Annotated in this window: 21 protein-coding genes and 1 pseudogene; 5 read left to right on the top strand and 17 right to left on the bottom strand. The window is 67.8% G+C overall.

Annotated features, from left to right (window positions below; genetic code table 11):
* Window position 1: 1 nt before the first annotated feature.
* From CCZ28_RS19280 to CCZ28_RS19265, 4 genes are all read right to left on the bottom strand, one after another.
* A complete protein-coding gene (locus CCZ28_RS19280; protein WP_140220433.1) occupies window positions 2-1,843 on the bottom strand; it encodes an amidohydrolase in 1,842 nt (613 codons plus the stop codon).
* A gap of 52 nt (window positions 1,844-1,895) precedes the next feature.
* Window positions 1,896-2,714, bottom strand: coding sequence for an alpha/beta fold hydrolase (locus tag CCZ28_RS19275; RefSeq protein ID WP_140220432.1), 819 nt, complete (start codon window positions 2,712-2,714; stop codon window positions 1,896-1,898).
* The gene (locus CCZ28_RS19270; protein ID WP_240795182.1) at window positions 2,711-3,232 is read right to left on the bottom strand and encodes an antibiotic biosynthesis monooxygenase; all 522 of its coding nucleotides are present in this window, start codon (window positions 3,230-3,232) and stop codon (window positions 2,711-2,713) included. The genes CCZ28_RS19275 and CCZ28_RS19270 overlap by 4 nt, the downstream gene beginning before the upstream one ends.
* A gap of 105 nt (window positions 3,233-3,337) precedes the next feature.
* Window positions 3,338-3,763: a DoxX family protein gene (locus CCZ28_RS19265; protein ID WP_140220431.1), complete on the bottom strand. Its 426-nt coding sequence runs from the start codon at window positions 3,761-3,763 to the stop codon at window positions 3,338-3,340.
* A gap of 296 nt (window positions 3,764-4,059) precedes the next feature.
* Between CCZ28_RS19265 and CCZ28_RS19260 the strand changes: the two genes are divergently transcribed.
* A complete protein-coding gene (locus tag CCZ28_RS19260; protein WP_140220430.1) occupies window positions 4,060-4,470 on the top strand; it encodes a DoxX family protein in 411 nt (136 codons plus the stop codon).
* A 37-nt stretch (window positions 4,471-4,507) separates the two neighbouring features.
* On the opposite strand, the gene CCZ28_RS19255 is transcribed toward CCZ28_RS19260, so the two are convergent.
* Window positions 4,508-5,428 (bottom strand): LysR family transcriptional regulator, encoded by a 921-nt coding sequence (locus tag CCZ28_RS19255; RefSeq protein ID WP_140220429.1) that lies wholly within the window; start codon window positions 5,426-5,428, stop codon window positions 4,508-4,510.
* A gap of 98 nt (window positions 5,429-5,526) precedes the next feature.
* Between CCZ28_RS19255 and CCZ28_RS19250 the strand changes: the two genes are divergently transcribed.
* The 4 genes from CCZ28_RS19250 (at window position 5,527) to CCZ28_RS24770 (ending at window position 8,966) form a co-directional block, all read left to right on the top strand.
* A complete protein-coding gene (locus CCZ28_RS19250) occupies window positions 5,527-6,750 on the top strand; it encodes an MFS transporter (RefSeq protein ID WP_140220428.1) in 1,224 nt (407 codons plus the stop codon).
* Window positions 6,751-6,913: 163 nt separating this feature from the next.
* Window positions 6,914-7,636, top strand: a complete 723-nt coding sequence (locus tag CCZ28_RS19245; RefSeq protein ID WP_140220427.1) for a pirin family protein — start codon at window positions 6,914-6,916, stop codon at window positions 7,634-7,636.
* A gap of 179 nt (window positions 7,637-7,815) precedes the next feature.
* Window positions 7,816-8,403: a DedA family protein gene (locus CCZ28_RS19240; protein WP_140220426.1), complete on the top strand. Its 588-nt coding sequence runs from the start codon at window positions 7,816-7,818 to the stop codon at window positions 8,401-8,403.
* 113 nt (window positions 8,404-8,516) lie between these two features.
* Complete coding sequence (locus tag CCZ28_RS24770) at window positions 8,517-8,966, top strand: helix-turn-helix domain-containing protein (protein ID WP_140220425.1); 450 nt, start codon at window positions 8,517-8,519, stop codon at window positions 8,964-8,966.
* 342 nt (window positions 8,967-9,308) lie between these two features.
* Here CCZ28_RS24770 and CCZ28_RS24895 read toward each other — a convergent pair.
* The 12 genes and pseudogenes from CCZ28_RS24895 to iolD all read right to left on the bottom strand — a co-directional run.
* Window positions 9,309-10,280, bottom strand: a pseudogene (locus CCZ28_RS24895) (winged helix-turn-helix domain-containing protein); the annotation flags it as partial.
* Window positions 10,281-10,459: 179 nt separating this feature from the next.
* On the bottom strand, window positions 10,460-11,413 hold the full coding sequence (locus CCZ28_RS19225; RefSeq protein ID WP_205894602.1) for a GlxA family transcriptional regulator: 954 nt from the start codon (window positions 11,411-11,413) through the stop codon (window positions 10,460-10,462).
* Window positions 11,414-11,619: 206 nt separating this feature from the next.
* Window positions 11,620-12,738: a metallophosphoesterase gene (locus tag CCZ28_RS19220; RefSeq protein ID WP_140220423.1), complete on the bottom strand. Its 1,119-nt coding sequence runs from the start codon at window positions 12,736-12,738 to the stop codon at window positions 11,620-11,622.
* A gap of 97 nt (window positions 12,739-12,835) precedes the next feature.
* On the bottom strand, window positions 12,836-14,128 hold the full coding sequence (locus CCZ28_RS19215) for an NTP/NDP exchange transporter (protein ID WP_140220422.1): 1,293 nt from the start codon (window positions 14,126-14,128) through the stop codon (window positions 12,836-12,838).
* On the bottom strand, window positions 14,129-15,046 hold the full coding sequence (locus CCZ28_RS19210; RefSeq protein WP_140220421.1) for an aldo/keto reductase: 918 nt from the start codon (window positions 15,044-15,046) through the stop codon (window positions 14,129-14,131). It lies immediately after the preceding gene.
* Window positions 15,047-15,662: 616 nt separating this feature from the next.
* Window positions 15,663-16,721, bottom strand: coding sequence for a UV DNA damage repair endonuclease UvsE (gene uvsE, locus CCZ28_RS19205; RefSeq protein ID WP_140220420.1), 1,059 nt, complete (start codon window positions 16,719-16,721; stop codon window positions 15,663-15,665).
* A gap of 277 nt (window positions 16,722-16,998) precedes the next feature.
* On the bottom strand, window positions 16,999-18,267 hold the full coding sequence (locus CCZ28_RS19200; protein WP_140220419.1) for a DUF445 domain-containing protein: 1,269 nt from the start codon (window positions 18,265-18,267) through the stop codon (window positions 16,999-17,001).
* Between the two features lie 49 nt (window positions 18,268-18,316).
* Window positions 18,317-19,426, bottom strand: a complete 1,110-nt coding sequence (locus tag CCZ28_RS19195; RefSeq protein WP_140220418.1) for a Gfo/Idh/MocA family protein — start codon at window positions 19,424-19,426, stop codon at window positions 18,317-18,319.
* Window positions 19,427-19,637: 211 nt separating this feature from the next.
* On the bottom strand, window positions 19,638-20,663 hold the full coding sequence (locus CCZ28_RS19190) for an ABC transporter permease (protein WP_140220417.1): 1,026 nt from the start codon (window positions 20,661-20,663) through the stop codon (window positions 19,638-19,640).
* Between the two features lie 43 nt (window positions 20,664-20,706).
* Window positions 20,707-22,260: a sugar ABC transporter ATP-binding protein gene (locus tag CCZ28_RS19185; protein ID WP_140220416.1), complete on the bottom strand. Its 1,554-nt coding sequence runs from the start codon at window positions 22,258-22,260 to the stop codon at window positions 20,707-20,709.
* Window positions 22,261-22,905: 645 nt separating this feature from the next.
* On the bottom strand, window positions 22,906-23,076 hold the full coding sequence (locus tag CCZ28_RS24500; protein ID WP_167509259.1) for a hypothetical protein: 171 nt from the start codon (window positions 23,074-23,076) through the stop codon (window positions 22,906-22,908).
* Window positions 23,077-23,305: 229 nt separating this feature from the next.
* Window positions 23,306-25,243: a 3D-(3,5/4)-trihydroxycyclohexane-1,2-dione acylhydrolase (decyclizing) gene (gene iolD, locus CCZ28_RS19180; protein WP_140220415.1), complete on the bottom strand. Its 1,938-nt coding sequence runs from the start codon at window positions 25,241-25,243 to the stop codon at window positions 23,306-23,308.
* Between the last annotated feature and the right edge of the window lie 10 nt (window positions 25,244-25,253).

Genomic DNA, 25,253 nt, shown 5'->3' with positions numbered 1-25,253 from the left:
CTCAGAAGCTGAAGCAGGAGCAGCCGAAGGCGCCCCAGAAGCCACTGAAATCGCTTACCGGCACCCGGCTCTGGCGCGCCCGCTCATGGCCGTGGCCATGCACGGAACAGGCACCGGCGCACTGGTGCACGGCGGTCTGCAAGGGTGCACCGGGTTTCCAGTGACCAGGCACCTTGACCACCGGCGACCAGTCCGGCGTGACCGGCAAGGGCGCCGGCCCCAGGCGATCGAATTCCTCGGCGCCATAGACGATGCGGCCACCGACCACGGTGAGCACCGATTCCAGGTGCTTGATGGCCTCTTCCTCGACGCTGAAGAAATCCGCCGAGAGCACCGCCACGTCGGCCAGTTGGCCCACCCGCAGCTGGCCCTTCTTGCCCTGTTCCGAGGAGAACCAGGCACTGCCCTGGGTGAACAGCTGCAGGGCGGTGGCCCGCGGCAGGCCCTCTTGGTAAAGCGCCAGACCGCCGACGGTGCGGCCACTCACCAGCCAGTACAGCGAGGTCCAGGGGTTGTAGCTGGAGACCCGGGTGGCGTCGGTCCCCGCGCCCACCGGCACGCCGGCGGCGAGCATCCGCTGGATCGGCGGGGTCTGCTCGGCGGCCTGGGCGCCGTAGCGGTCGACGAAGTATTCGCCCTGGAAGGCCATGCGGTCCTGGATGGCGATGCCGCCGCCCAGCGCCTTGACCCGCTCGATGTTGCGCGGGCTGATGGTCTCGGCGTGGTCGAAGAACCAGGGCAGGCCATTGAAGGGCACGTCGCGATTGACCCTCTCGAAGACGTCGAGCATGCGCGAGATGGATTCGTCGTAGGTGGCGTGCAGGCGGAACGGCCAGCGCTGCTCCACCAGGTGGCGCACCACGGGTTCCAGATCGGCCTCCATGGTGGCTGGCAGATCCGGGCGCGGTTCGAGGAAGTCCTCGAAGTCGGCCGCGGAGAAGGCCAGCATCTCGCCGGCGCCGTTGTGGCGCAGGAAGTCGGTGCCCTGGTGCAGGGTGACGCTGCCGGTCCAGTTCTTGAAGTCGGTCAGCTCTTCCTTGGGTCGCTGGGTGAAGAGGTTGTAGGCGATGCGCACGGTGAGCTGGTCGGCATCGGCCAACTCCTGGATCACCTGGTAGTCGTCCGGGTAGTTCTGGAAGCCGCCGCCGGCATCGATGGCGCTGGTCAGCCCCAGGCGATTGAGTTCGCGCATGAACTGGCGGGTGGAGTTGACCTGGTACTCCAGCGGCAGCTTGGGCCCCTTGGCCAGGGTGGCATAGAGGATCATGGCGTTGGGCCGGGCGATGAGCATGCCGGTGGGCTCGCCGCGGGCGTCGCGCTGGATCTCGCCGCCCGGCGGATTGGGGGTGTCCTTGGTGTAGCCGACCACCCGCAGGGCGGCGCGATTGAGCAGCGCCCGGTCGTAGAGGTGGAGGATGAACACCGGGGTGTCCGGCGCCGCCTGGTTGAGTTCGTCCAGGGTCGGCAGGCGCCGCTCGGCGAACTGGAATTCGTTCCAGCCGCCCACCACCCGCACCCACTGGGGCGCCGGGGTGCGCTCGGCCTGGTCCTTGAGCAGGCGCAGGGCATCCGCCAGCGAGGGCACGCCTTCCCAGCGCAGCTCCAGGTTGTAGTTGAGGCCGCCGCGGATCAGGTGCAGGTGGGAGTCGTTGAGGCCGGGAATGGCGCGGCGGCCGCGCAGGTCGACCACCTGGGTGGCCGGACCGCGATGGGCCATGGCCGCGCTGTCGCTGCCCACGGCGAGGAAGACGCCGTCCTTGATGGCGACCGCAGTGGCCTCGGGGCGCTCGGGATCGACGGTGTGGAGCTTGCCGTTGTGCAGGATCAGATCGGCGTGTTGCATGTGGCCTCCGGGACCAGGGTCAGAAGCCCGGGCGCAGGGCGCCCGGGAAGGCTCAGCGGGCGACGAAGGCCAGCAGGTCGCGATTCAGCTGCTCGGCGTGGGTCACCGCGAAACCATGGGGCGCGCCGGCGTACACCTTGAGTTCGGCGCCACGGATCAACTCGGCGGCCAACTTGCCGGTGGTCGCGAAGGGCACCACCTGGTCGGCGTCGCCGTGGATCACCAGGGTGGGCACGTCGATCTTGGCCATGTCCGGGCGGAAGTCGGTCTCGGAGAAGGCAGTGACGCAGTCCAGGGTGCCTTTCAGCGAGGCCAGCAGGGCGATGTTGAGAGTCTGGGTGAAGACGCCCGCGGAGACCTCCTGGCCCTGGTTGGTGCCATAGAAGATCGGCGCGAAGTCGGCGAGGAACTGGGCGCGGTCCTTGAGCAGTCCAGCGCGGATACCGTCGAAGACGCCCTGCTCGACGCCCTGGGGGAAGTCGGGCTTTTGCCCGAACAGCGGGGTGACGGCGCCCAGCAGCGCCAGCTTGGCGACCCGCGCCGAACCGTGGCGCGCCAGGTAGCGGCTGACGTCGCCACCGCCCATGGAAAAGCCCACCAGGGTGACGTCGCGCAGATCCAGGTGCTCGATCAGCTGCTTGATGTCGTCGGCGAAGGTGTCGTAGTCGTAGCCGTTCCAGGGCTGGCTGGAGCGGCCGAAGCCGCGGCGATCGAAGGCGATGGCGCGATAGCCGTTGGCGGCCAGATGGTGCAGCTGGTAGTCCCACATGTCGGCGTCCAGCGGCCAGCCGTGGCTGAACAGCACGGGCTTGCCGCTGCCCCAGTCCTTGAAATAGATCTCGACGCCGTCGCGGGTGGTGAAGGTGCTCATGGTTGTTCGCCTCTAGCGGTGGGGGGAGTGGAAAAGGCGCCCGAGCGGGCGTTGAGCCAGGGCGCGCACAGGCGGCTCACCCTCGGCATGATCAGGAACACCACCAGCGGCACGATGCACAGGGTGATCAGCAGGTTGCTGGGCACCGGGCTGGCCAGCAGCGGATAGCGCGCGAACAGCGGCTGCCACAGCGGCGGGATCAGCATCGTCAGGGGCGCGATGACCAGGTAGGTCAGCACCGCCTGCTTCCAGGCCGGTGGCTGGCGCACGCCGGGGCGTGGCGGGTTGAACCAGAATTCGGCGTCGGCATGCACCTCGGGGGCATCGGCCTCGCGCAGCAGCGGCGCTACCTCGGCGATCAGCGCCTGGCGCTCTGGCGAAGCCAGCCAAGCCTGCAGTTGGTCGACGTCGGCGAAGCGCACCAGGGTGGTGAAGGCGGCGCCCTCCTCGGCCGGCGGGATGACGTCCACACCGAGATGACCACAGGCCGCGCGGGCGGCGGTGACCGCGCGCTGCAACCAGCGCTGGTAGGCCTTGGTGCTGGCCGGCCCGAGGCTGGTGACGGATCACCAGGGTGACGATGCGGCCGTGGGCCGGTTGCGGGCCTTGCCCGAGTGCGGCGGTCATGACAGCGCCCTCGCGAAGCCGCCCTGGGGCGCGCGGCGGCTGGCCAGCCAGGCCGTCAGCGAATAGCGCCCCGGCCCGGTGAGCGCCAGGGTGCCGAACAGCACCAGCAGCAGCCAGCCGAACTGGCCCTGCTCCAGCGACCACTCCGGATGCACCGCCACCAGCGCGATGAGCAGCAGCAGCAGGATCGGCAGGCAGGCCAGCCGGGTCGCCCAGCCCAGGGCGATCAGCAGCGGGCAGAGCACCTCGGCGAAGACGGCGAAGGCCAGTGTCGGCCAGGCGCCCAGGTGCAGCGGGTCCTCGATCAAGCCGAGTTGCTGGCGGAAGTTCAGCGCCTTGGGCAGGCCATGCACCGCCAACAACAACCCGGCGCCGCCCAGGCGCAGGAACAAGAGTCCCAGATCCAGCAGCGCCTCGCGCATGGCCCATCCTCCTGAGGAGAGAGTCGGCTGCGAGAAAGGCCCCGCGCCGTCGATGGGGCGGACTTTCGCCCGGACGCTGGGGGGAGGCCTTGGACGTCTGTGCTGGTTTTTGTACGTCTGTGCTGTGGCGTGCAGGTGAAAGGATTCAGGTCACAACAACGGCCTGAACGTGTTGAACAGTCAACTCATGCGTGACGGTAAAACGCCGATCAGCTACTTAATCGAGTTAAAGGTGGACAGTAATCTGCGCCCATCGCATCCAAGCCGGATGCCAGACCTTGAAAGGACAGCTGACGATGAACACCCCCCAAGCCTTCACCGCCACCACCGGCCGCCTGCTGCTGGCCAGCCTCTTCCTGTTCAGCGGCGTGGGCAAACTGCTCGCTCCGGCCGCCACCAAGGGCTACATCGCCGCCATGGGCCTGCCCTTCCCGGACCTCGCCTACCTCGGCGCCCTGGCAGTCGAGCTGGGCCTCGCCAGCCTGCTGCTCATCGGCTATCGCACCCGTCCGGTGGCTCTGGCCATGGCCGCCTTCACCCTGGTCACCGCCGCGGTGTTCCACAACCACTTCGCCGACCAGAACCAGCTGATCCACTTCCTCAAGAACCTGGCCATCGCCGGTGGCCTGCTGCAGGTAGCGGCCTTCGGTGCTGGTGCCTTGAGCGTGGATGGGCGGCGGCCGGTGCGGCAGGCGCGGTTGGCCTGACTCCATCGCCCCTTGCGCGCCCGCCTGATCCTCGCGGTCAGACGGGCGCCGTCACATCCAACATCCGGGCGCAAGCCTCGCGCAGCAGGTCGAGGAACAGCCGCAGCCGCGCCGGATAGACCCGGGCGTAGGGGTAGATGAGGTAGATCGGCAGGGGCGCGGCCTGCCAGTCGGGGAGCAGGTGCACCAGCCGCCCCGCGGCGACATCCTCGCGGACCATCCAGTGCGACAGCGCCGCGCAGCCCAGGCCGCGTATTGCGGCATTGCGCGCCACGAAGAGGCTTTCGGTGGCCAGGCGGGGGCGCAGAGGCACGATATGGCGCTCGCCCGAGGCCCGGCGCTCCAGGTGCAGCTCGCTCTGGTAGAACTGGCTCATGGCGATCCAGGGTAGCACCGCCAGGTCCTCGGGACCGGTGAGCGGCCCCGCCAGCTCCGGCGCCGCCACCAGGATGCGTTGGACGTCGCCCAGGCGCACCGCCACCGTGTCCGGGTCTTCTACTTCGCCCGCGCGGATGGCGCAGTCCACGCCATCGGCGACGAAATTGGGCGCGCGGTCGCTCAGCACCCAATCCACCTGCATGCCCGGATAGCGGCGCAGATAGGCTTCCAGCGGATCGAGCAGTTGCTCCTGGCCGAAGGCATGGGGCATCACCACCCGCAGGCGCCCCTCGGGTTCGGCATGGGCGCCGTGCAGGGCGGCGGCGAAGGCCTGCCAGTCGCCGAGCAGTTGCTGGGCCTGGCGATAGCAGCGCTGGCCGTCCTCGGTGAGTCTCAGGGCGTGGGTCGAGCGCTGAACCAGGCGCACCTGCAGGGCCGCTTCCAACGCCTGCAAGCGGCGGCTGACGGTGGGCTGGGTGGTGCCGAGCTGGCGCGCCGCCGCCGACAGGCTGCCGGCCTCGACGATGCGGACGAAGGTCTCGAGCAGATCGAGGCGGTCATGGGAAAAGGTGGTGTTCATACGTCTTACGTATACCCCCTGTACCGGGTGTTCGGCTACAACCTGCCATCCTTCTGGCGAAGAATGCAGCCCATCGCATCCCGACCCGGAGCTTCAGCATGAACGACATGCCGCTTTCGCATAGCCAGACCCCGCCGCGCACCGCCACCCTCTCCCCAGCCTTGTTGGGCCTGCTGGCCACCGGCGCCGGCCTGAGCGTGGCCAACCTCTATTACAGCCAGCCGCTGCTAGGCACCCTGGCCAGCGACCTGCCGGCGACCGCCGCCGACGTGGGGCTGATCCCTACCCTCACCCAACTCGGCTATGCCCTGGGCTTGCTGCTGCTCGCGCCCTTGGGGGATCGCTTCGACCGCTGCCGTATCATCCTGGCCAAGCTCGGCATCCTGCTGCTGGCCCTGCTCGGTGCCAGCCTGGCACCGGGGCTGCACGCCCTGCTGCTGGCCAGCCTGGTCACCGGTCTGGCCGCCACCGTGGCCCAGGACCTGGTGCCCGCCGCCGCGACCCTGGCGCCACCGGCCGAGCGTGGCCGCATCGTCGGCACGGTGATGACCGGGCTGCTGCTGGGCATCCTGCTGTCGCGGGTGGTCAGCGGCCTGGTCGGAGAGCTGTTCGGTTGGCGGACGCTCTATCTAGTGGCCGCAGCCAGCATCGCCGCCATCGGCGTAGCGGTCTGGCGCGGGCTGCCGAGCTTTGCGGCGACCACCCAGCTGAGCTATCCGGCGCTGCTCGGCTCGCTGGGCACCCTCTGGCGTCGGCATGCCGCCCTGCGCCGGGCGACCCTGGCCCAGGGCCTGCTGTCCGTCGGCTTCAGCGCCTTCTGGTCGACCCTCGCCCTCTATCTGCATGCCGGCCCCTTCCAACTGGGCAGCGCCGCCGCCGGGGCCTTCGGCTTGGCCGGGGCCGCCGGAGCCCTGGCCGCGCCCTGGGCTGGACGCCTGGCGGATCGTCACGGCTCGGAATGGGTAACGCGGCTGGGCATCGGCCTCGCGGCCTTGGCCTTCGCCAGCCTGCTCGCCCTGCCCTGGCTACCCGGGGTGGCCGGCCTGGTCCTGCTGGCGGTGGCGACGGTGGTCTTCGACCTCGGTGTCCAGGCCAGTCTCATTGCCCACCAGGCCCAGGTCTATGGCCTGGAACCCGAGGCCCGCAGCCGGCTCAACGCGGTGCTCTTCACCGGCATGTTCATCGGCATGGCCAGTGGCGCGGCCCTGGGCAGCCTGCTGCTGGTACGCCTGGGCTGGAGCGGCGTCGCCGCCCTCGCGCTCACCGCCGCGCTGTTGGCGCTGCTGGTACGGCTCTGGCCCGCAGCTGCGCGTCGAACCTGAGGATCGCACCGGGCGGGAGTGGTGACGCGCCGTCCAGAGATCGTCAACCAAAACAGGACGACCATTCCGCTTTCAGCTCGTTAATCAAAGTCCGGCTGCACAGTAGGATGACTTCCATGGCGTCGGCACCGACCGCGCCCTCCCTCAGACAAGGAGCCTCATCATGCTGGCCATTCGTAAAGCTTCCGATCGCGGCGCCGCCAACCACGGTTGGCTCAAGTCCTTCCATACCTTCTCCTTCGCCAACTATCGCAATCCGGCGGAGCAGGGTTTCTCCGACCTGCTGGTGATCAACGACGACACCGTGGCGCCGGCACGCGGCTTTGGCGAGCATCCGCACCGCGACATGGAGATCTTCTCCTATGTGCTCGAAGGCGCCCTGGAGCATCAGGACAGCCTGGGCACCGGCTCGGTGATCCGCCCCGGCGACGTCCAGCTGATGAGTGCTGGCAGCGGTGTCAGCCACAGCGAGTACAACCACTCCGAGCAGGAGCGGGTGCACTTCCTGCAGATCTGGATCGTGCCCAACGTGCGCCGCGCCGAACCGCGCTACCAGCAGCAGCACTTCAGCGCCGAGGCCAAGCGTGGTCGCCTGGCCCTGATCATCTCGCCGGACGGCAGCGAAGGTTCGCTGGAAGTGCGCCAGGACGCCCGCGTCTACGCCGGTCTGTTCGACGGTGCCGAAAGCGCCACCCTGCAGCTGGCCCCCGAGCGCTATGCCTATGTGCACGTCGCCCGCGGCAGTCTGGAGCTCAACGGGGTGCTGCTACAGGCCGGCGACGGCGTCCGGCTGCGCGGCGAGCGTGAACTGCAGCTGGCCCACGGCACCGACGCCGAGGTGCTGGTGTTTGATCTGCGGCCCAACGAACTGCCGCAAATGCCCTGACTACGATTTGCTGCGCGTCGGCCAAACTGCGTTGAAAAGACCTTCGGAATGCTCATTTACCACTCGTAAACTCCGCTTCCTCAGGTCTTTTCGCCTTGTTTGGCTCTAGCTCGCGAAATCGTAGGCCCCGTTTGCGCTAGGAGGCCGCTCCCACGGCCTCCCCTTGCCGAGAACGCGCCATGAGCACCCAAGCCCTGACCTCCCTGGTGGCCGGTAACGCCACCCTCTGGCTGACGCTGAACGTCTTTGGCGAACAGCTGGGCCTGCCGGTACCGGCCTATCCCTCGCTGGTGGTGATGGGCGCGGCGGCCGACGAGGCCGAGTTGCTCCTGGCGCTCTTGGCCAGCGTCGCGGTCACCGGGTTGGCCGATCTGCTCTGGTACTGGGCCGGCCGCCGGCACGGCGCCTGGTTGTTGAGTCATCTGCCGGGGCACGTCCCGGCCGCCCCCCGCTTGCCCGGCCTGTTGCTGATGGCCAAGTTCCTACCCGGCGCCGCCGCCCTGGCGACCCTGAGCGCAGGGGCCAGCGCCATGCCCCTGCGGCGCTTCCTCGCCTACGACCTCGGCGGCGCCACCCTGTGGATCGGCTCCGGCCTGGCCCTGGGCCGCCTGTTCGAAGCCCACATCCTGGCCCTGCGGGACGAACTCGAAGGCTATGGTCCGGCCCCGCTGTTGCTCGCTGCTGCACTCGCGATCGCCCTGCTCGGTTGGCACCTCCTCTCCCAGCGCCGCGCTCGTCACCCCGATCCGCGACACTGCTGCGCCTAACAAATTACCGTCTTAACGCTAATTAACGATAGGCAACTCGCACGTCAGACAACCGCACGGAATCATTCTCATCCAGACCGCCGCTTCAGGGTTGGTTCGATAGGGAGAGCGCCATGTCCATGACCGTCGATAGCACCGTAGCTCTATCCAGGCGGCCGGATACGCGTCTGGTCGGTTTGGCGGCCTGGCAGGAACGCCTGGCCAAGGAAGTCTTGCTGCAGCACCTGGAGCGCGGGATCAGCGTCAGCCAGGTCGCCTCTGTCTGCGGGCTGTCGCGCAGCCACTTCACCCGACAGTTCAAGCTCAGCGCCGGGCTCGCCCCGCTGGAATGGCTGCGCCACCAGCGCATCGTCCGCGCCCAGCAACTGCTGGCCGAACACCGGCTACCCCTGGCGGCGATCGCCCTGGAATGCGGCTTCTTCGATCAGGCGCATCTGAGCCGGGTGTTCACCCGCGCCGTGGGTGTGCCACCGCTGGCCTGGCAACAGCAGGCCCTGGAACGGCGGCTGCTGGCGGAGCTGACGCAGGTGCAGCCGCAGCATGGCCAGCAGGCGGTAGCCTAGGCGCTCGCCAGCGTCCTCCACCAGGATCAGCGACTTGTCCACCAGTTGGCCCAGCAGGGGGATGAAGTGCGCCTCCTCCAGGCCACGCTGGGCGGCCAGCGTCAGCGCCTGCGGGCGACTGAAGCGCTCGCCCGCCTCGGCCAGGGTCGCCAGCACGGCAAATTCGGCTTCGCTCAGGCTGTGCAGGCTCCAATCCAGCATGGCACCCAGGCTGCGCTGCCGCTGCGCCGCGGTACGCCGGCCCTGCACATCCAGGTAATAGCCACCTTCGAGTTGCGCCAGCACGCCGCTCAGGCCCTGGGCCGCCACCTGTTCGGCGAGGATCTCCAGGGCCAGCGGCACCCCCTCGGTGCGCCGACAGATGTCACCGATCAATTGCACATCGCTCGGCCGCAACTGCAGCCCCGGCAGTCGCGCCCGGGCACGGCGGACGAACAGGCGAAAGGCCGGCTCGCGCATGGCATCGCGCAGGCGTGGCGAGGATGGGAGCGAAACCGTCAGGGGCGTCAGGCGCAGCACCGCCTCGCCTTCCACGCGGAAGGCTTCGCGACTGGTGACCAGCACCTTGAGTGCCGGGCAGCCCTGCAGCAGCCGCTCCACCAACCAGGCACAGGGCTCGACCAGGCGCTCGGCGTTGTCCAGCACCAGCAGCAGCCGCCGTGCGGTCAGGGCCTCCTGCAGGGCCGGCAGCCCCGCTCCGGCGGCCACGCCCAGCTCGCCGGCGAGTCGCTCGACCAACTCCATGACCGTGCCGACGGCGGCGAGATCGAGGCTATGCATACCGTCGGGGAAGCTGTCCGCCAGCAGGGGCAGCAGGTGCTGGACCAGCAGCGACTTGCCGACTCCGCCGGGACCGACCACCGAGACCAGCCGTCGCTGGACGAGCGACCGGCGCAGCTCGACGAGGCTGGCCTCGCGACCCTCCAGGGGCGTGAGCGGTAGCGCCGTCTCGGCCAGCGGCAGGAGCTCTTCCTCGCCCAGGCGCTCCACCGCGAGGGCGAAGCCATAGCCGCGCTGGCGCACGCTGAGGATGGGGTCCCTGACGCTGTAGGCACGCAGCACCCGCCGCAGGGCCGCGATGTGCACCCGCAGATTGATGTCCTCGACGACGCTGCCGGGCCAGACCCGCGCCATCAGGGTCTGCTTGTCGATCAACTCGCCGGGCTGCTCCAGCAGCACCCGCAGGATGTCCAGGGCCCGCCCACCGAGCGGCAGCGGCCGCTCGCCGTCGAGCAGCAGGCGCCGCCGGGGGTCCAGGGTCAGACCACAGAAACGAAAGGCACCCGCCTCTGCCAAGGGCTTGAGTTCATGCATGACCATGCTGCGCCACACCGCCAGGCCTGCCGCGGCTCGCGCCGGCGGACCCGTCAGGCGTCTGCGCCTCTCCTTCGCCGATAGGTCATACCATTCTGGCCGCTACCCTGGCAGAAGGGATGACGATCTACGGCCGGAAGCTGCCATCGATGGGCGTGATACCGCCATCGGCGCCGCCGTCAGCTGAATTGGTAGCGGTATTGCGCCGGCGTCAGCCCCAGATGGCCCTGGAAGGCGGCGCGCATGCACCTGTCGCTGGCGAAGCCGCTGCGAAAGGCCACCGTCTTCAGTGGCAGGTCGCTGGTCTCCAGCAATCCACGGGCGTGATCGATGCGCGCCCGCAGCACGAACTCCAGGGGCGTCATGCCGGTATCGCGCTTGAACACCCGGGCGAAGTTGCGGGTGCCCATGGTCGCCAGCTCCGCGAGCCGGCTGATGGAATAGGCCTGGTCGATGTTCGCCAGCACCTGGCGCTGCACCCGGGTGATCGCGGTGGCCGCCTCGGGCTCGTCGAACAAGGGGCTGAATTGTGCCTGCTTGCCCTGGCGCTGGGTGACCACCACCAGCACCTTGGCCACCTCGCGGGCGATGACCTTGCCGTGATCCTCGGCCACCAGTGCCAGCGCCAGGTCGATGCCGGCGGTGACCCCGGCCGAGGTCAGCAGTGGCCCGTCGCTCAGATAGATCTCGTCGGCCGTCACCTGGGCCCGGGGAAAGCGACGCGCCAGGCGCTCGCGATAATTCCAGTGGGTGGTCACCTGGCGCCCATCGAGCAGCCCGGCGCTGCCGAGCAGAAAGGTGCCGGTACAGACCGCGCCATACCGGACGCAATGCTCGGGCACCTGGCGCAGCCAGGCGGCCACGTCCGGGTGCGGCTCCAGGTAGGCCCCCGGCCCGCCGGGCACCAGCAGCAGGTCATAGGCCCCGGGCGGCTGCTGGGTGGTGAGGTCCGTGCGTATCGTCATGCCATTCGAGCAGCGCAAGGTGCGCCGCCGCCCGGCGGCGATGGTCACGAGGCGATAGTGATCGGCGGCTGGCAGATAGCGATTGGCGATGGAAAACACCTCCACCGGCCCGGCGAAATCCAGCATCAACACCTCGGGGACCAGCAAGAAAGCCACTGTCCTCGTCATGGCGATACATCCTTATCCGTGCAACAGTTTGTCCTTGGAAGGCGGCGCCATCCGGGTAGGTTTGGGGTGAGGATAAGGATTCAGGCCCAGGGGGCAAGGACTGGCATAACGCCAGGCGTCGGGCGCCACGGGACCGCTGCCAAGCCTGAACGCCAGCTCCCCCTTTAGCGCGCGGTTCTTGGCCAGCTGGGAAACTGTTGCGCCCCTTAAGCCCGCCGCAACCGGATCAGCGTGATCTCGCTCGGCGCGCCGAAGCGCAGCGGCGGGCCCCAGTAGCCGGTGCCGCGGCTGATGTAGACGGTCAGCCGGCCCAGGCGGTGGATGCCGGCCACCCAGGGTTGCTGTAAGCGGACGAAGTACATCCAGGGCCAGAACTGGCCGCCGTGGGTATGACCGGAGAGTTGCAGGTCGGCGCCGGCGGCCTCGGCCTTGGGGGCCGAGCGGGGCTGGTGGGCCAGCAGCAGGCGGAACAGCCCCTCCGGGGCGCCGGCGAAGGCGGCCGCGGCGTCGCTCCTGTGGCTAGGGACGTAAAGCGGCGCCGAGTAGTCGGTGATGCCGGCCAGTACGAAGGGTGTGCCCTGGTGTTCCAGCACCCGGTGCTCGTCGATCAGCATCGCCAGCCCCTGTTCGCGCCAGGCACGCACCCAGGCCTCGGCACCGGAGTAGTACTCGTGATTGCCGGTGATGGCGTAGGTGCCCAGGCGCGCCTCGAGCCCTTGCAGCGGCAGGAATTCATGGCGCAGCTCGGCCACGCTGCCGTCCACCAGGTCGCCGGTGATGGCCACCAGATCGGCGTCCAGGCCGTTGACCCGGTCGACGATGCGCTGCAGGTAGCCGGCCTTGATGGTGGGGCCGATGTGCAGGTCGCTGAGCTGGACGATGCGCAGCCCGTTCAGGCCGGCGGGCAGCGTTGGCAGAGCCAGCTCCACCTCCTTGACCTTGGCCGTGCGTCGGGCGTTGTAGACACTTCTCAGCGCCACCAGCAGCACCAGACCCAGCACCGCCCAGGCGCTGCCGCTGCGCCAGGCTGCGTCCAGCGGGTGGCCAACCAGACTGGCCAGGGCCATGACCAGGCCGCGCAGCAGGCTGAAGATCGCCAGGCTGGAAAACACGCCCATGGCGATCAGCGCCGCCCAGGCCAGGAGTCGCGAACGCATGTCCCGCGAGCGAAAGCCCAGGGGCACCAGGACGAAGGACAGGATCAGCAGGAGCCAGAACGGCAGCTGTCCGGCCAGCGACAGACCGAGATCGCCGATCAGGCTGACCCCGATAAACAGGTGCAGGGCGAGAAGGACCAGGTACATCGCGGTACGGGAACGAAACATGGAGGGCCCTGGGGCGAGGAGAGGGTTCTACCTTAGCACCCTACCGACCGGGCTCCAGCGCCCTGGTTGTTTCCAGCTACAACGATTCAGCCTGCATTCAGCGCGGCTTCATCTCCCCCATCTGGACGGCCTGGTCGGCCCGCCGACCCAGGTAGAAGCCCAGCCAGGCCCAGAGCGCTGCGCAGGCAGCACCGACCAGCGCCGGTAGCCAGGCGCCATGGCCGAGCAGGTCCAGCAGGCTCTTGGCCCAGCCACTGGCGGCGTCACCAGCGCGGTAGACCACGGTATCGATGAAGTTCTTGGCCTTGTACTTGGTTTCGGCGTCCAGCGGGGCGAAGAGCATCTCGCGACCGGGGCGGATGAAGGCGTATTCGCCGATGCGTCGCACGATCATCAAGCCCGCCAGCATGGCGAAGGTGGGCAGCAGCGCGAGCCCCAGGAAACCCACGCACATCAGCAGCGGCACCCCGGCCAGCAGGACGCGCACGCCCAGGCGCTGGGCCAGACGGCCGGTGATCAGCACCTGGCTGGCCAGGGCGCCGGCCTGGACCACGAAGTCCAGCAGCCCGAACACCTGCACCTGGCGCGCCCGGTCGGGAAACAGCTCGGCCACCAGCCGCGCCTGCTCGAAATAGAGAAAGGTGCTGACCGTGGCCAACAGGATGACGAAGGCGCTCACCGCCAGCAGGTAGGGCGAGGCCAGCACCCGGGTGAGACCACTGAAGGGATTGCCAGCCACCGGCCGCCGCGGACTCTCCGTCGGTGCTGCGCCCGGTCGCCCGGCACCGCGGGTCTCGCGCCAGCCCATCAAATAGGCCTTGAGTGCCAGGGCCAGGAGCAGCAGCGCGGCGGCCAGCAGCGCGAGGCCCGCCTCGCCAATCAGCGGCGCCAGGGCCGCGGCCAAGACCGGGCCGAGCAGGCCACCGACACTGGCCCCGGCGGCGATGAAGGCGAACAGCCGCCGCGCCTGGGCGCCGTCAAAGACATCGGCCATCAGACTCCAGGCCACCGAGACCACGAAGAGGTTGTAGACCGAGATCCAGACGTAGAAGGTGCGCGCCAGCCAGACGCTGTCGCCTAAGCTTGCGAAGCAGGCGGCGAAGGCCAGCAGGTTGAGGGCGAAGAAGCCGTAGACCCAGTCGACGAAGCGCCGCCGCGCCACCCGCGAATTGAGCCAGGCGAACAGCGGTACGGCCAGCAGCATGACCACGAAGGTGGCGGTGAACAGCCACTGCAGATTGTCCACCCCACCGGCGATGCCCATGGCCTCGCGGATCGGCCGCAGCATGAAGTAGCCGGCGAACAGGCAGAGGAACAGCGCGAAACCCGCCAGGGCCGCGGACGACTCGCCGGCGCGGGCGTCGAGGACGCGACCGAGCCAGTCCTTCATCTAGGCGAACAGCTCGATGATGGCCTCGCGCTGGCGCGCATCCGGCAGGCGCTCACGACCGGCCTGGAGGTTGTCGACCATGTAGCGCGGATTGCTGGTGGCCGGGATCACCGCGGTCACTGCCGGGTCGGCGAGGATGAACTTGAGCAGCAGTTGCGCCCAGCTGGTGGCGCCCAGTTCGGCCGCCAGCGGCGGCAGTGGCTTGCCACGGGTGCCGGAGAGCAGGTTGCCGCGCTGGAAGGGTCGGTTGATCAGCACAGCGATGCCCTGGTCGCGACAATAGGGCAACAGGTGCCGCTCGGCTTCGCGCTCGCCCACCGAGTAGTTGAACTGCACGAAGTCGACCTGCTCCTTTTTCAGGGTAGCCAGCAGCTCGTCCAGCGCCGCCTCACGATAGTGGGTGACGCCCACGTAGCGCACCCTGCCGGCCTGCTGCTGCTCGCGTAGCAGGGCGAGCTGGTTGGCGGTGTCCTGCAGGTTGTGCACCTGAACCAGATCCAGGCGGTCGGTCTGCAGGGCCTGGAAGCTGGCGGCCAGTTGCGCCGCACCGCGCTCACGCCCGGTGGAGGATATCTTGGTGGCGAGAAAGACCCTGTCTCGGGCCTTGGCCCGCTTGACCAGCTCGCCGGCCACCCGCTCGGAGTTGCCATAGCTGGGGGCCGTGTCGATGAGGCTGCCACCGCCATCCAGCAGCGCCTGGAGCACCTCTTGCAGCGGCGCCAGGGCGGCGTCGTTCAGCTCGACATCGAGATTGCCGGAGGTACCCAGGCCGATAACGGGCAGCGCTTCACCGGTGCGGGGGATCTTGCGGGTCAGCAACGGCTCAGCGGCCTGGGCGCTCTGCCACAGCCAGGGCGCGGCCGTCATGGCGGCGGCCAGGACGGTAGTGGTCTGCAGGAAATGGCGACGGGTCGGCATGACGGGCCTCGCGACGGACAGTTAGGAAGGATGACCTTTGAGTTAAGCCATTCCTCCTGCCGATCGCCTACTGGGCTCATTGCGGCATGTTGCGAGGAGATGACAGTCGAAGCCGCCTGCTCGGCTGGCTCCCGTAGCGTGGACAACGGCGCAGCCTTGTCCACCAATGGCGTTGGCGCTCACCTGTGGAAAACGCTGTGCGGTTTTCCACGCTACGAATCGCTCTGGCTCTCCCTGTAAATACCGTAGCCTCAGGCTAGCGTCCCGTCCCCGTCAGTGAGGCCGAGTGCAAGTGTCGTGGAGGGGGATGCGAGGCAGGACGCCGAGCAAGGCGCGAGGGGCAGGAAGCCCCTTCGTGCCGTGCCCCCGGAGCGCCACCGGAGTGAGGGAAACGTAGCGAAGCGGAGTAACAGCCGCAGGCTGGCCCGAAGGGTGAGCGAAGCGAATCACCCGGAGCGCAGCGGAGGGCCGAACTGTCGGGGTGCGCTTTCTTTTGCTTACTTTTCTTTGCGCAAACAAAGAAAAGTGAGTCGTCCGGCTGGGCGAAACAAGGGCATCCAGACGCTCGATAACCAGCTGATGCCCCCCCAACATCATCGCCTCCACAATCTAGCTTCTACCCAGCAAGAATGCCGTAATCCGCCGGCGGCAAAGTCCCATCGCCACCCAGATAGCGATCATAAAAATCCCGCACCGTTACGTTCTTGTGCTTGGCCTCGAACATGATGTCGAAGCGGTCGAGGAACTGGCAGGCGTAGCGGTTACACCAGTCGTTCCACATCATGTCGCTGTGGGCATAGAGCAGCCGCTTGCTGATCTGCTGCAGCAGGAACTTGATGTCGATGCGCTCGCTCGGCGAGACGCCCATCTCCATGAGGGCTTCCGGCGGCTGGGAGTAGTGCATGGCCGGGCGTACGCCGCGCCAGCTGTCGATGATCCGCGCCACCCGGGGTTCCCAGGGATCGATGTAGGCCTCTTCGTGGATCCAGCAGTGGTGGATGTCCAGCACCACCGGGGCGAGGTCGGCCAGTTGCAGGCAGTCGTCGACGCCGTAGGTCTTTTCGTCGTTCTCGAAGGTGATGCAGTTGCGCGCCTCGCTGGACAGCCGTGGCCAGACCGCGCGGATGCCGGGCACGCCCAGGCGACCGGCGATGTGCACGTTGCACTTGAAGTCCTGGAAACGCTGGCCGTAGCCCATTAGCCGGATCATGTCGGCGTGGTATTCGAATTCCGCCAGGCTGTTCTCCACCACCTCCGGGCGATCCGAGCCCAGCACGCAGAATTGCCCGGGGTGCAGCGACAGCCGAACATCGCGGCGGCGCGCCAGTTCGCCCAGGCGGCCGAAACGATCTTCCAGCAGTGCCTGCAACTCCTGGGAGCGATAGAAGTAGGCGAACTCGGCGTGGCTGTAGAAGGGCAGCAGGTCGCTGCTCAGGCGCAGCATGCGCAGGTTTTCCGGCAGATCGGCGACGTGCTCGACGAATCTCAGCTGGGCGTCCAGGTTATGGGTGACCACGTCCAGCAGCTTGGCCTCGGCGGCGGCGCGCTCGACGCTGCCCAACCAGCGCAGGGTGGTGGTGCGGGTGTTGAAGGCCCGCTCGACCTGCTCCAGCTCCTTGAGCGACAGGCTGCGCTCGGGGTGACGGTACATGCAGGCGAAGCCGATTCGATACATGGGACGCTCGGGACGATGACTATAGGGATTAGTCATCGCGGCGCCGCTTGGGTGCGGGTGGGGTGATGGGTGGAGGGGCTTTGGCTTTTGGCGTCCGGGTTTGCCCTCACCCTGGCTCTCTCCCGGAGGGAGAGGGGGCGGTCCGGCATGGGCCTGCACCCTCAGCACAGTAGGCAGCCAGTGGAAAACGCTTTGCGGTTTTCCACGCTACGGGACGCCAAGGTAGGGTGGAAAACGGCGCAGCCTTTTCCACGCGTACTCCAGCTGGCCTCCCGCCCTACCCCGGCCCCAACCAGACCGTCAGGGCATGCAGCACCAACCCCACCAGGCCGCCTACCAGGGTGCCGTTGATGCGGATGAACTGCAGGTCCTTGCCGACGCTCTGCTCCAGTTGCTGGACCAGCTCGTCGGTGTCCCAGGCGGCCACCCGGGCGGCGATGTAGTCGCCGATGCGCTGGCGGTTGCGGTCGATGAAGGGCGGGGCCACCGCGATCAGTTGCTCGTTGATCCAGTGTCGCATGGCTTCGTCGCGACTCAGGGTCTCGCCCAGTTCGGCCAGCAGCCGGCCCAGGCGGCGGCGGATGCGGGAATCCGGGGCGGCGAGATCGGCCTGCAGCCAGTTCACCAGCTCGTCCCACAGTTCCTGCAGATAGCCGGCCAGCGCCGGGTGCTCCAACAGGCGGTCGCGCAACTGCTCGCCACGCAGGCGAAAGGCCGGGTCCTGCTTGAGGCGTTCGATGAAACCCACCAGATAGCCATCGAAGTGCCGGCGCAACTCGTGCTCGCGATCCTGGCTGATCTCGCCGATCAGCCGCGACACCGCCTGCACCACCTTGATCGCCGACCAGCGCCCGACTCGCTCGTCCAGGCCCAGGTACTTGAGGGTGCGCAACTCGCCGCCAATGGTGCGAGCGATCAACGCCTGGGTGTCCTCGTCCTGCAACAGCCGGTCGATCTCCTGCAGCACCTCGTCGAGCACCGCCTGGTGGCGGCCGTCGGCGGTCAGCACATCGAGCAATTCGCCGGAGAGCGCCGCCACGTCCAGGCGTTGCAGCCGCTCCACCGCCACTCGGCGGATGAAGGCCTGCACCCGCACCTCGCGCAGGGCTTCCAGGGAATAGCGGGCGACACCGGTGGCCTGATTGGCCACTGCGGCGGCGTTGTCCGGCTGGCGCAACCAGCCAGCCAGGCGTCCGGCGGCGTCCAGTTCTTCCAGCTTGGCCAGCACCTGGGGCGTGGCGAGGAAGTGCAGGCAGATGAAGTCCGACAGCTTGCGCCCGACCCCCGCCTTGTTGCGCGGAATGATGGCGGTATGGGGGATCGGCAGGCCCAGGGGATGGCGGAACAGCGCGGTCACCGCGAACCAGTCGGCGATGGCGCCGACCATGGCCGCCTCGGCGAAGGCGGCGGCGTAGCCCCAGGCCGGATGGCGCGCTTCCAGGGCGGTGGCCAGGCAATAGAGCGCCGCTGCCAGGCACAACAGCAGCAGGGCGATGAGCTTCATGCGCCGGACCGGGGTAAGGCCGTCGCGGGAGAGCGTGGTCATGGACGCAGGGGTATCCTCGTGAAGAAAGGTCCTTGCATCCTAACCCAGACTACAACCTCACCCAGCGCTCCTCCTGCGCCGACTGGCGCGCGGCCTGGGCCAGGCGTTCCACTTCCCAGGCTTCCTGGAAGTCGACCCCGGTATGGCCGGGGTTACCGCCCAGGGCTTCCAGCAGCGAACGGACCTCCAGGGTCTTGAGTTCGTTGTAGCCGAGCTGGTGGCCGGGCGCCGGGCAGAAGGCGGCGTAGTCCGCCAGGTGGGGACCGGCCAGCAGGGTGCGGAAGCCGGCCAGGCCCGGGCGGTCGCCTACCTGGTAGAGACGCAGTTCGTTGAGCCGCTCCTGGTCGAAGACCAGGGTGCCGCGGGTGCCGCAGACCTCGACCGCCAGGCGATTCTTGCGGCCGTGCTTGAGCCAGCTGGTGGTCAGGGTGCCGCGGGCGCCACCCGCGAAGCGCAGCAGCAGGTGCGCCTGGTCGTCGATCTCCACCGCCCGTGTGCCACCCTGGTGCGGCCGCTGGCCATGGGCAGTGTGCAGATCGGCGCACAGGGCCGCCACCGGCCCGAGCAGGAAGCGCGCCAGCGACAGGATATGGCTGCCCAAGTCGGCCAGGGCACCACCGGCCTGGCGGGTCTCGCAGCGCCAGGTGAAGGGCCCCTGGGGATCGCCCATGAAGTCTTCGCTGAATTCACCGCTGAAGCTGACGATCTCGCCCAGTTCGCCACTTTCGATCAGCTCGCGCGCCTGCTTGAGCATGGGGTTCTGCAGGTAGTTGTAGCCGACCCGGTTGACCACCCCGGCCTGGCGCGCGGCGTCGCGCATCCGCGTCGCCTCCTCCAGGCTCACCGCCAGGGGCTTCTCGCAATAGACCGCCTTGCCCGCCGCCAGGGCGGCCAGGGCCATGGGCGCGTGCAGCAGATTGGGCGTGGTGATGGCCACCAGCTCGACCTGCGGATCGGCGATCAGGCGTTCCCAGTCGCAGTTGCGGGTGAAGCCCCAGTCATCGGCGCAACGCGCGGCGCGCTCTGGATCGGCGTCGGCCAGGGCCACCAGCCGCGGACGCACCGGCAGGGTGAAGCTGCTCGCCGCGTGCTGGAAGGCCTGGGCGTGGGCGTGGCCCATGAAGCCGGTGCCGATCAGGCCGATACCGAGGTCGCGCATGTCGTTCTCCGTCAGGGTGGTAGAAAGACCCGGCAGCCCAAGCCATCAGCCTGCCGGGTAAAAGGGTGGGTGAGCGGTGGTAGTACCCTCTCCCCGTCCCTCTCCCAGGGGGAGAGGGGTGAAAAGCGGTCGGGTGCAGGCTTGGCCCTCACCCCAGCCCTCCCCCAAGGGGAGAGGGGGGAGAAGAGCAGCCCTGCGCCTGAGCCGAGTCTCAGCGCTTGGCCTTACGCTTGTTGCGGTACTGGTCGATGACCACGGCGACCACGATGATCAGGCCCTTGATGATGTCCTGGATGTAGGCGTCGACGCCGAGGAAGGTGAAGCCGCTGGCCATCACCCCGAGGATCAGGGCGCCGATCACGGTGCCGGTGATGCGCCCCACCCCGCCCGCCAGGCTGGTGCCGCCGATCACCGCCGCGGCGATGGCGTCCAGCTCGTAGGACATGCCCATGCCGGCCTGGCCGGTGGCGGCACGCGCCGAGGCCACCACCCCGGCCAGGCCCGAGAGCAGGCCGGCGATGCTGTAGACGATGATCAGGTGCTTCTTGACGTTGATCCCGGAGATGCGCGCCGCCTGCATGTTGCCGCCGATGGCGTAGGTGTACTTGCCGTACTTGGTGTAGCGCAGGGCGATGTGGAAGATCACCGCCACGGCAAGGAAGATGATCACCGGCATGGCGCCCGCGCCGATGGCGGTGTAGCTGTCCGACAGCATGCTGATCGGCTGGCCTTCGGTGTAGTAGCGGGCCAGGCCGCGGGCCGAGACCATCATGCCGAGGGTGGCGATGAACGGCGGGATGCCGGTGAAGGCGATGATGCTGCCGTTGATGGCGCCGGCCAGCAGCCCCACGCCGAGGCCGGCCATGACCGGCACCCAGACCGGCAGGTCGGTCAGCGAGGGAAACACCGCCCGGCCGAAGTCGGAGGTCTGGGCGAGGCTCGCCGCCACCATGGCCGACAGCGCCAGCACCGAGCCGGACGAGAGGTCGATCCCCGTGGTGATGATCACCTGGGTCACGGCGATGGCCAGCAGGCCGATCACCGCCACCTGCAGGATCATCAGCACCAGGCGCTGGGAATTCAGCAGGAAGCTCTGGTCGCGCAGCAGCCAGCCAAAGGCTTCGAACGCCAGGCCGATGCCCAGCAATACCAGCAGGATCCCCACCTCGGTAGGAATCCTGCGGCGGCTGCGCGGTGCGGGGGATTCCGCGGTTTTCTTGTCCAGGATGGCGCTCATAGCGTGCTACCTCGGGATACGTCAGCAGGAGTCGATGGCCGGTTCAATGGAAGACGGGGTTGCCGGAAGCCAGGTGCATAACCCGCTCCTGGGTGGCTTCGCTGCGGTCGAGGAAGCCGGTGACGGTGCCCTCGTGCATCACCATCACCCGGTCGCTCATGCCCAGGACCTCGGGCAACTCGGAAGAAATCATGATCACCGCCAGGCCCTCGGCGGCCAGCTTGGCGATCAGCCGATAGATCTCGGCCTTGGCGCCCACGTCGATGCCGCGGGTGGGCTCGTCGAGGATCAGGATGCGCGGCTGGGTCATCAGCCAGCGGGCGATCAGCGCCTTCTGCTGGTTACCGCCGGAGAGATTGGCGATGCACTGGTCCAGCGAGGGCGTCTTCACCCGCAATTGCTGGCGCATCTCTTCGCAGAGATCGTCCAGCCGGCGCTGCTGCACGAAGCCACCGTGGGCGAAGCCGGGTAGCACCGCGACCTCCATGTTTTCGCCGACCGTCAGGCAGGAAAAGATGCCGGTGTCCTTGCGGTCCTCGGTGAGCAGCGCCAGGCCCTTCTGGATCGCCAGGCAGGGATCGCTCATGCGTACCGACTGGCCGTCGATGCGGATCTCCCCCGCCGTGGCCGGGGTCACGCCGAACAGGGTCTCGGCGACATTGGTGCGCCCCGAGCCCATCAACCCGGCGATGCCCAGCACCTCGCCGGCATGCAGGTCGAAGGAGACGCCGGAGAACACCCCGGCTAGGCCCAGGTCGCGCACCGACAGCAACACCTCGTCGCGCGGCGCCGTGCGCTCGGGAAACAACTGGTTCAGCTCGCGGCCCACCATCATGGTGATCAGGCCATCGCCATTCATGTTGTCGGCGCGCTGCAGGCCGATGTACTGGCCGTCGCGGAACACCGCCACCTCATCGGCGATCTTGAACACCTCGTCCATCTTGTGGGTGATGTAGACGATGCCCTTACCCTGGGCCTTGAGGTCGGCGATGATCGAGAACAGGTGCGCCACCTCGGTCTCGGTGATGGCCGAGGTCGGCTCGTCCATGATCAGCACGTCGCTGTCGTAGGACACCGCCTTGGCGATCTCCACCATCTGCCGCCCGGCGATGGACAGCTCGCCCACCGCCTCGTCGGGGTCCAGGCGGATGCGCAGCCGGTCGAGCAGCGCCTGGGTCTGGCGGCGCATCTTGCCGTGATCCACCAGGTGCAGCGCATTGAGCGGCTCGCGGCCCAGCCAGATGTTCTCGGCGATGGTCATGAAGGGCATCAGGTTGAGTTCCTGATGGATCATGGCGATGCCCGACTGCAGCGCCTGCAGCGGCGTCTCGAAGCGCACTGGCGCGCCGCGCAGGCGGATCTCGCCGGCGTCGGGCTGGTAGATGCCGGCGATGATCTTCATCAGCGTGGACTTGCCCGCGCCGTTCTCGCCCATCAACGCCAGCACCGTGCCCGGCCGCACCCGCAGCTGGACGTGGGACAGCGCCTTGACGCCGGGAAACTCCTTGGTGACGTCGACGATCTCGAGCAGGTAGTCGCTGGGCGGCGTGGCAACCGGGACGGAGCCGGCAGTCAGGGAAGTAGCGGAATTGAGCATGATCACGATCTCCTCGCGGGCGCCGACCAGCCGGCGCGGGCCGCTGGTCAGTGAAGGGAGCTATGCGAAGAAGAGAGCCCGGAATGCGGGTTCGATGAACCAAAGCCGGCGCGAGGGGCGCTGGCCGGAAGAGCGACCGGTGACCCGGCAGCACGGGGGAATCGGGATGGCATGACGGCACCTTTTATTCTTGTTCAGCGATGTCCTCACCCAGGGGCGAGGCATCCGTGTTCGTCTCAGCTTGGATTCGACTTTATTGGAAAAAAAATTCCAGTCAATTGTTTTCTGGAATTTTTAAGGTGATATGCACGGCCCACAGATCATTCGACGATGACCGGTCGCCCAGCTCGGTTCGGCATGGCATGGCCTGAAAGGCAAACGGGCATCCCCTGGCCGGAATGCCCGTCATTGACGGCTTCCGCCGTGAAGCACCAGGAAACGATAGGAGAGCCGTGCGGCTATCTGGCGACGTTCCACGGAACAGGGGCACGCGCCGACGCCCGCGAACGGGGCGCCAGGGTGATCGAGCGGAAGGGGATCAGCACGGCCTGCTTACCAGTGCCGAGGAAAGGCGGCGACGCCCCTGCGACACCGCCTGGCGACGAACCGGGCGGTAGATGCCTCAATGAAGGGTGCGGCGCGAACTCAGGAGGCGCGATAAAGCACAGTCGCGCCCGGCGAGGCGCAGAGCACGGCACCGCCACGTTCGTGGCAGAACAGTCGCCCGAGGAAGGCGAGCAGGCGCGAAGCCTTGTGCGCGGGAGCGCGGTGAACGGCGGACAGGGCGAGACGGGGGGAATGCAGGGCGTTGTTCATGTTACGGCACCTTTTATTGTTGTCGGGACGCGCGGCATGGCGTTAGCCCCTGGTGACTCGTTACAGCGACTACTATCGACTCTATTGGAAATTCAATTCCACAACAAGATCTGATTGGAAGCCAAATTCGAATCAACGTGCGTGCGGAGTGCCGACCAGAACCCGGCGCGCAAATCGTACCGGACGCGGTTCGGGCCAACGTCCGGTGGTGTCGCTGACCAGGCCGCGCCTAGTACTGCCGGGCCTTGGCGATATTGTCCTGGAGGAGCCGCGCCACCGCAGTGACCTTCTCGTTGGTGGACACCTCGGCGCCGCCCACCCGCCACCAGGACAGGTAGCCGTGCAGCATGGTCTTGGGCAGCACCTTGATGTCGATCAGGGTAGAGACGGTCTGCCGGCGGGCATCGGCCAGGGCCGCCTCCAGTTCCTCCAGGCTGCGCACGCGGTAGGTCTTGCAGCCGTAGGCGGCGGCGCTCATGGCGAAGTCCACCGGCACGAAGTCGCCATCGAGCTTGCCGGTCTCCGGATTGCGATAGCGGAATTCGGTGCCGAAGCTGCCCATGCCGTGGCCGACCTGCAGGTTGTTGATGCAGCCGAAGGTCATGTTGTCGAGCAGCACCACATTGATCTTGCGCCGCTCCTGGATGGAGGTGGCCAACTCCGAGTGCAGCATCTGGTAGGAGCCGTCACCGACCAGGGCATAGACCTCGCGCTCGGGCTCGGCCAGCTTCACCCCCAGGGCGGCATTGATCTCGTAGCCCATGCAGGAGTAGCCGTACTCCAGGTGATAGGTATTGACGCCCTTGCTCTGCCAGGCGCGCTGCAGGTCACCCGGCAGGCTGCCGGCGGCCGCGACGATGATGGCGTCGTCGTCCAGCCGTTCGTTGAGGCGGCCGAGCACCTGGCTCTGGGTCAGGGAGGAGCCGGTCAGGCGGACGAATTCTTCCAGCACCGCGCGGGGCAGGTCGTCGTCGATCTCGGGGACGAAGTCGGCGCTGGTATAGCCAGCCGCGTAGACCCGCTCCACCTCCTGGCGATAGCGCTCGCGCGCCTCGCCCACCTGGGCACCCCAGCCGGCGCGATAGTCGGAGGCAGCGAGCGCCTCGGTCAGGGCCAGGAGCGCTTCGCGGGCATCGGCCACCACGGCCAGGCCGTCGAGCTTGCCGGCGTCGAAGGCGGCCACGTTGAGGTTGAGGAATTCCACCTCGGGATGCTGGTAGAGCCATTTCGAGGAGGTGGTGAAATCGGTGTAGCGGGTGCCCACGCCGATGATGAGGTCGGCCTCCTTGGCCAGCAGGTTGGCGGCCAGGCAGCCGGTCTCGCCGATGCCGCCGACATTGAGTTCGTGGCTGGAGACGATGGCGCTCTTGCCGGCCTGGGTCTCGGCGAAGGGGATCTCGAAGCGCTCGGCGAAGCGCTGCAGGGCCTCGGCGGCGCCGGAGTACTTCACCCCGCCACCGCAGATCAGCAGCGGCTTGCGCTTGCGCTTGAGTAGCTGCACCGCGTCCTCGATGGCGGCAACCACCGGTGGCCGGCGATCCAGGCGGTGCACCCGCTTGGCGAAGAAGTAGTCGGGATAGTCATAGGCCTCGCCCTGCACATCCTGAGGCAGCGCCAGGGTCACGGCGCCAGTCTCGGCCGGATCGGTCAGCACGCGCATGGCGTTGATCGCCGCGCTCATCAGCTGCTCAGGTCGATTGATGCGATCCCAGTACTTGCTCACCGCGCGGAAGGCGTCGTTGGTGCTGATCGACAGGTCGTGGAATTGCTCGATCTGCTGCAACACCGGATCGGGTTGGCGGCTGGCGTAGACGTCCCCTGGCAGCAGCAACAGCGGGATGCGGTTGGCGGTGGCGGTGGCGGCGGCGGTCAGCATATTGGCCGCGCCCGGGCCCACCGAGGAGGTGCAGGCATAGATCTGCCGACGCAGCTTCTGCTTGGCGAAACCGGTGGCGGCATGGGCCATGCCCTGCTCATTGCGGCCCTGGTGCACAACCAGCTCGCCGGCGTCCTGCTCCAGCGCCTGGCCCAGACCGAGCACGTTGCCATGGCCGAAGATGGTGAAGATGCCGGCGACGAACTTGGTCTCGACACCGTCGACGCTGAGGTACTGGTTATCGAGGAATTTCACCAGGGCCTGGGCCATGGTCAGACGTTGGGTGCTCATGGCTTCTCCC

The sequence above is a fragment of the Pseudomonas oryzihabitans genome (assembly GCF_006384975.1).
Classification (GTDB): Bacteria; Pseudomonadota; Gammaproteobacteria; order Pseudomonadales; family Pseudomonadaceae; genus Chryseomonas; species Chryseomonas psychrotolerans_B.
The sequence above is the reverse complement of the archived record's forward strand: the minus strand, read 5'-3'. Positions and strand labels throughout refer to the sequence as shown.

What these genes read in the sequence shown, in the direction of transcription:
- CCZ28_RS19280 (WP_140220433.1), bottom strand. Translation starts at nt 1,843, where the DNA reads ATGCAACACGCCGATCTGATCCTGCACAACGGCAAGCTCCACACCGTC.
- CCZ28_RS19275 (WP_140220432.1), bottom strand. Translation starts at nt 2,714, where the DNA reads ATGAGCACCTTCACCACCCGCGACGGCGTCGAGATCTATTTCAAGGAC.
- CCZ28_RS19265 (WP_140220431.1), bottom strand. Translation starts at nt 3,763, where the DNA reads ATGCGCGAGGCGCTGCTGGATCTGGGACTCTTGTTCCTGCGCCTGGGC.
- CCZ28_RS19260 (WP_140220430.1), top strand. Translation starts at nt 4,060, where the DNA reads ATGAACACCCCCCAAGCCTTCACCGCCACCACCGGCCGCCTGCTGCTG.
- CCZ28_RS19255 (WP_140220429.1), bottom strand. Translation starts at nt 5,428, where the DNA reads ATGAACACCACCTTTTCCCATGACCGCCTCGATCTGCTCGAGACCTTC.
- CCZ28_RS19250 (WP_140220428.1), top strand. Translation starts at nt 5,527, where the DNA reads ATGAACGACATGCCGCTTTCGCATAGCCAGACCCCGCCGCGCACCGCC.
- CCZ28_RS19245 (WP_140220427.1), top strand. Translation starts at nt 6,914, where the DNA reads ATGCTGGCCATTCGTAAAGCTTCCGATCGCGGCGCCGCCAACCACGGT.
- CCZ28_RS19240 (WP_140220426.1), top strand. Translation starts at nt 7,816, where the DNA reads ATGAGCACCCAAGCCCTGACCTCCCTGGTGGCCGGTAACGCCACCCTC.
- CCZ28_RS24770 (WP_140220425.1), top strand. Translation starts at nt 8,517, where the DNA reads ATGTCCATGACCGTCGATAGCACCGTAGCTCTATCCAGGCGGCCGGAT.
- CCZ28_RS19225 (WP_205894602.1), bottom strand. Translation starts at nt 11,413, where the DNA reads ATGACGAGGACAGTGGCTTTCTTGCTGGTCCCCGAGGTGTTGATGCTG.
- CCZ28_RS19220 (WP_140220423.1), bottom strand. Translation starts at nt 12,738, where the DNA reads ATGTTTCGTTCCCGTACCGCGATGTACCTGGTCCTTCTCGCCCTGCAC.
- CCZ28_RS19215 (WP_140220422.1), bottom strand. Translation starts at nt 14,128, where the DNA reads ATGAAGGACTGGCTCGGTCGCGTCCTCGACGCCCGCGCCGGCGAGTCG.
- CCZ28_RS19210 (WP_140220421.1), bottom strand. Translation starts at nt 15,046, where the DNA reads ATGCCGACCCGTCGCCATTTCCTGCAGACCACTACCGTCCTGGCCGCC.
- uvsE (WP_140220420.1), bottom strand. Translation starts at nt 16,721, where the DNA reads ATGTATCGAATCGGCTTCGCCTGCATGTACCGTCACCCCGAGCGCAGC.
- CCZ28_RS19200 (WP_140220419.1), bottom strand. Translation starts at nt 18,267, where the DNA reads ATGACCACGCTCTCCCGCGACGGCCTTACCCCGGTCCGGCGCATGAAG.
- CCZ28_RS19195 (WP_140220418.1), bottom strand. Translation starts at nt 19,426, where the DNA reads ATGCGCGACCTCGGTATCGGCCTGATCGGCACCGGCTTCATGGGCCAC.
- CCZ28_RS19190 (WP_140220417.1), bottom strand. Translation starts at nt 20,663, where the DNA reads ATGAGCGCCATCCTGGACAAGAAAACCGCGGAATCCCCCGCACCGCGC.
- CCZ28_RS19185 (WP_140220416.1), bottom strand. Translation starts at nt 22,260, where the DNA reads ATGCTCAATTCCGCTACTTCCCTGACTGCCGGCTCCGTCCCGGTTGCC.
- CCZ28_RS24500 (WP_167509259.1), bottom strand. Translation starts at nt 23,076, where the DNA reads ATGAACAACGCCCTGCATTCCCCCCGTCTCGCCCTGTCCGCCGTTCAC.
- iolD (WP_140220415.1), bottom strand. Translation starts at nt 25,243, where the DNA reads ATGAGCACCCAACGTCTGACCATGGCCCAGGCCCTGGTGAAATTCCTC.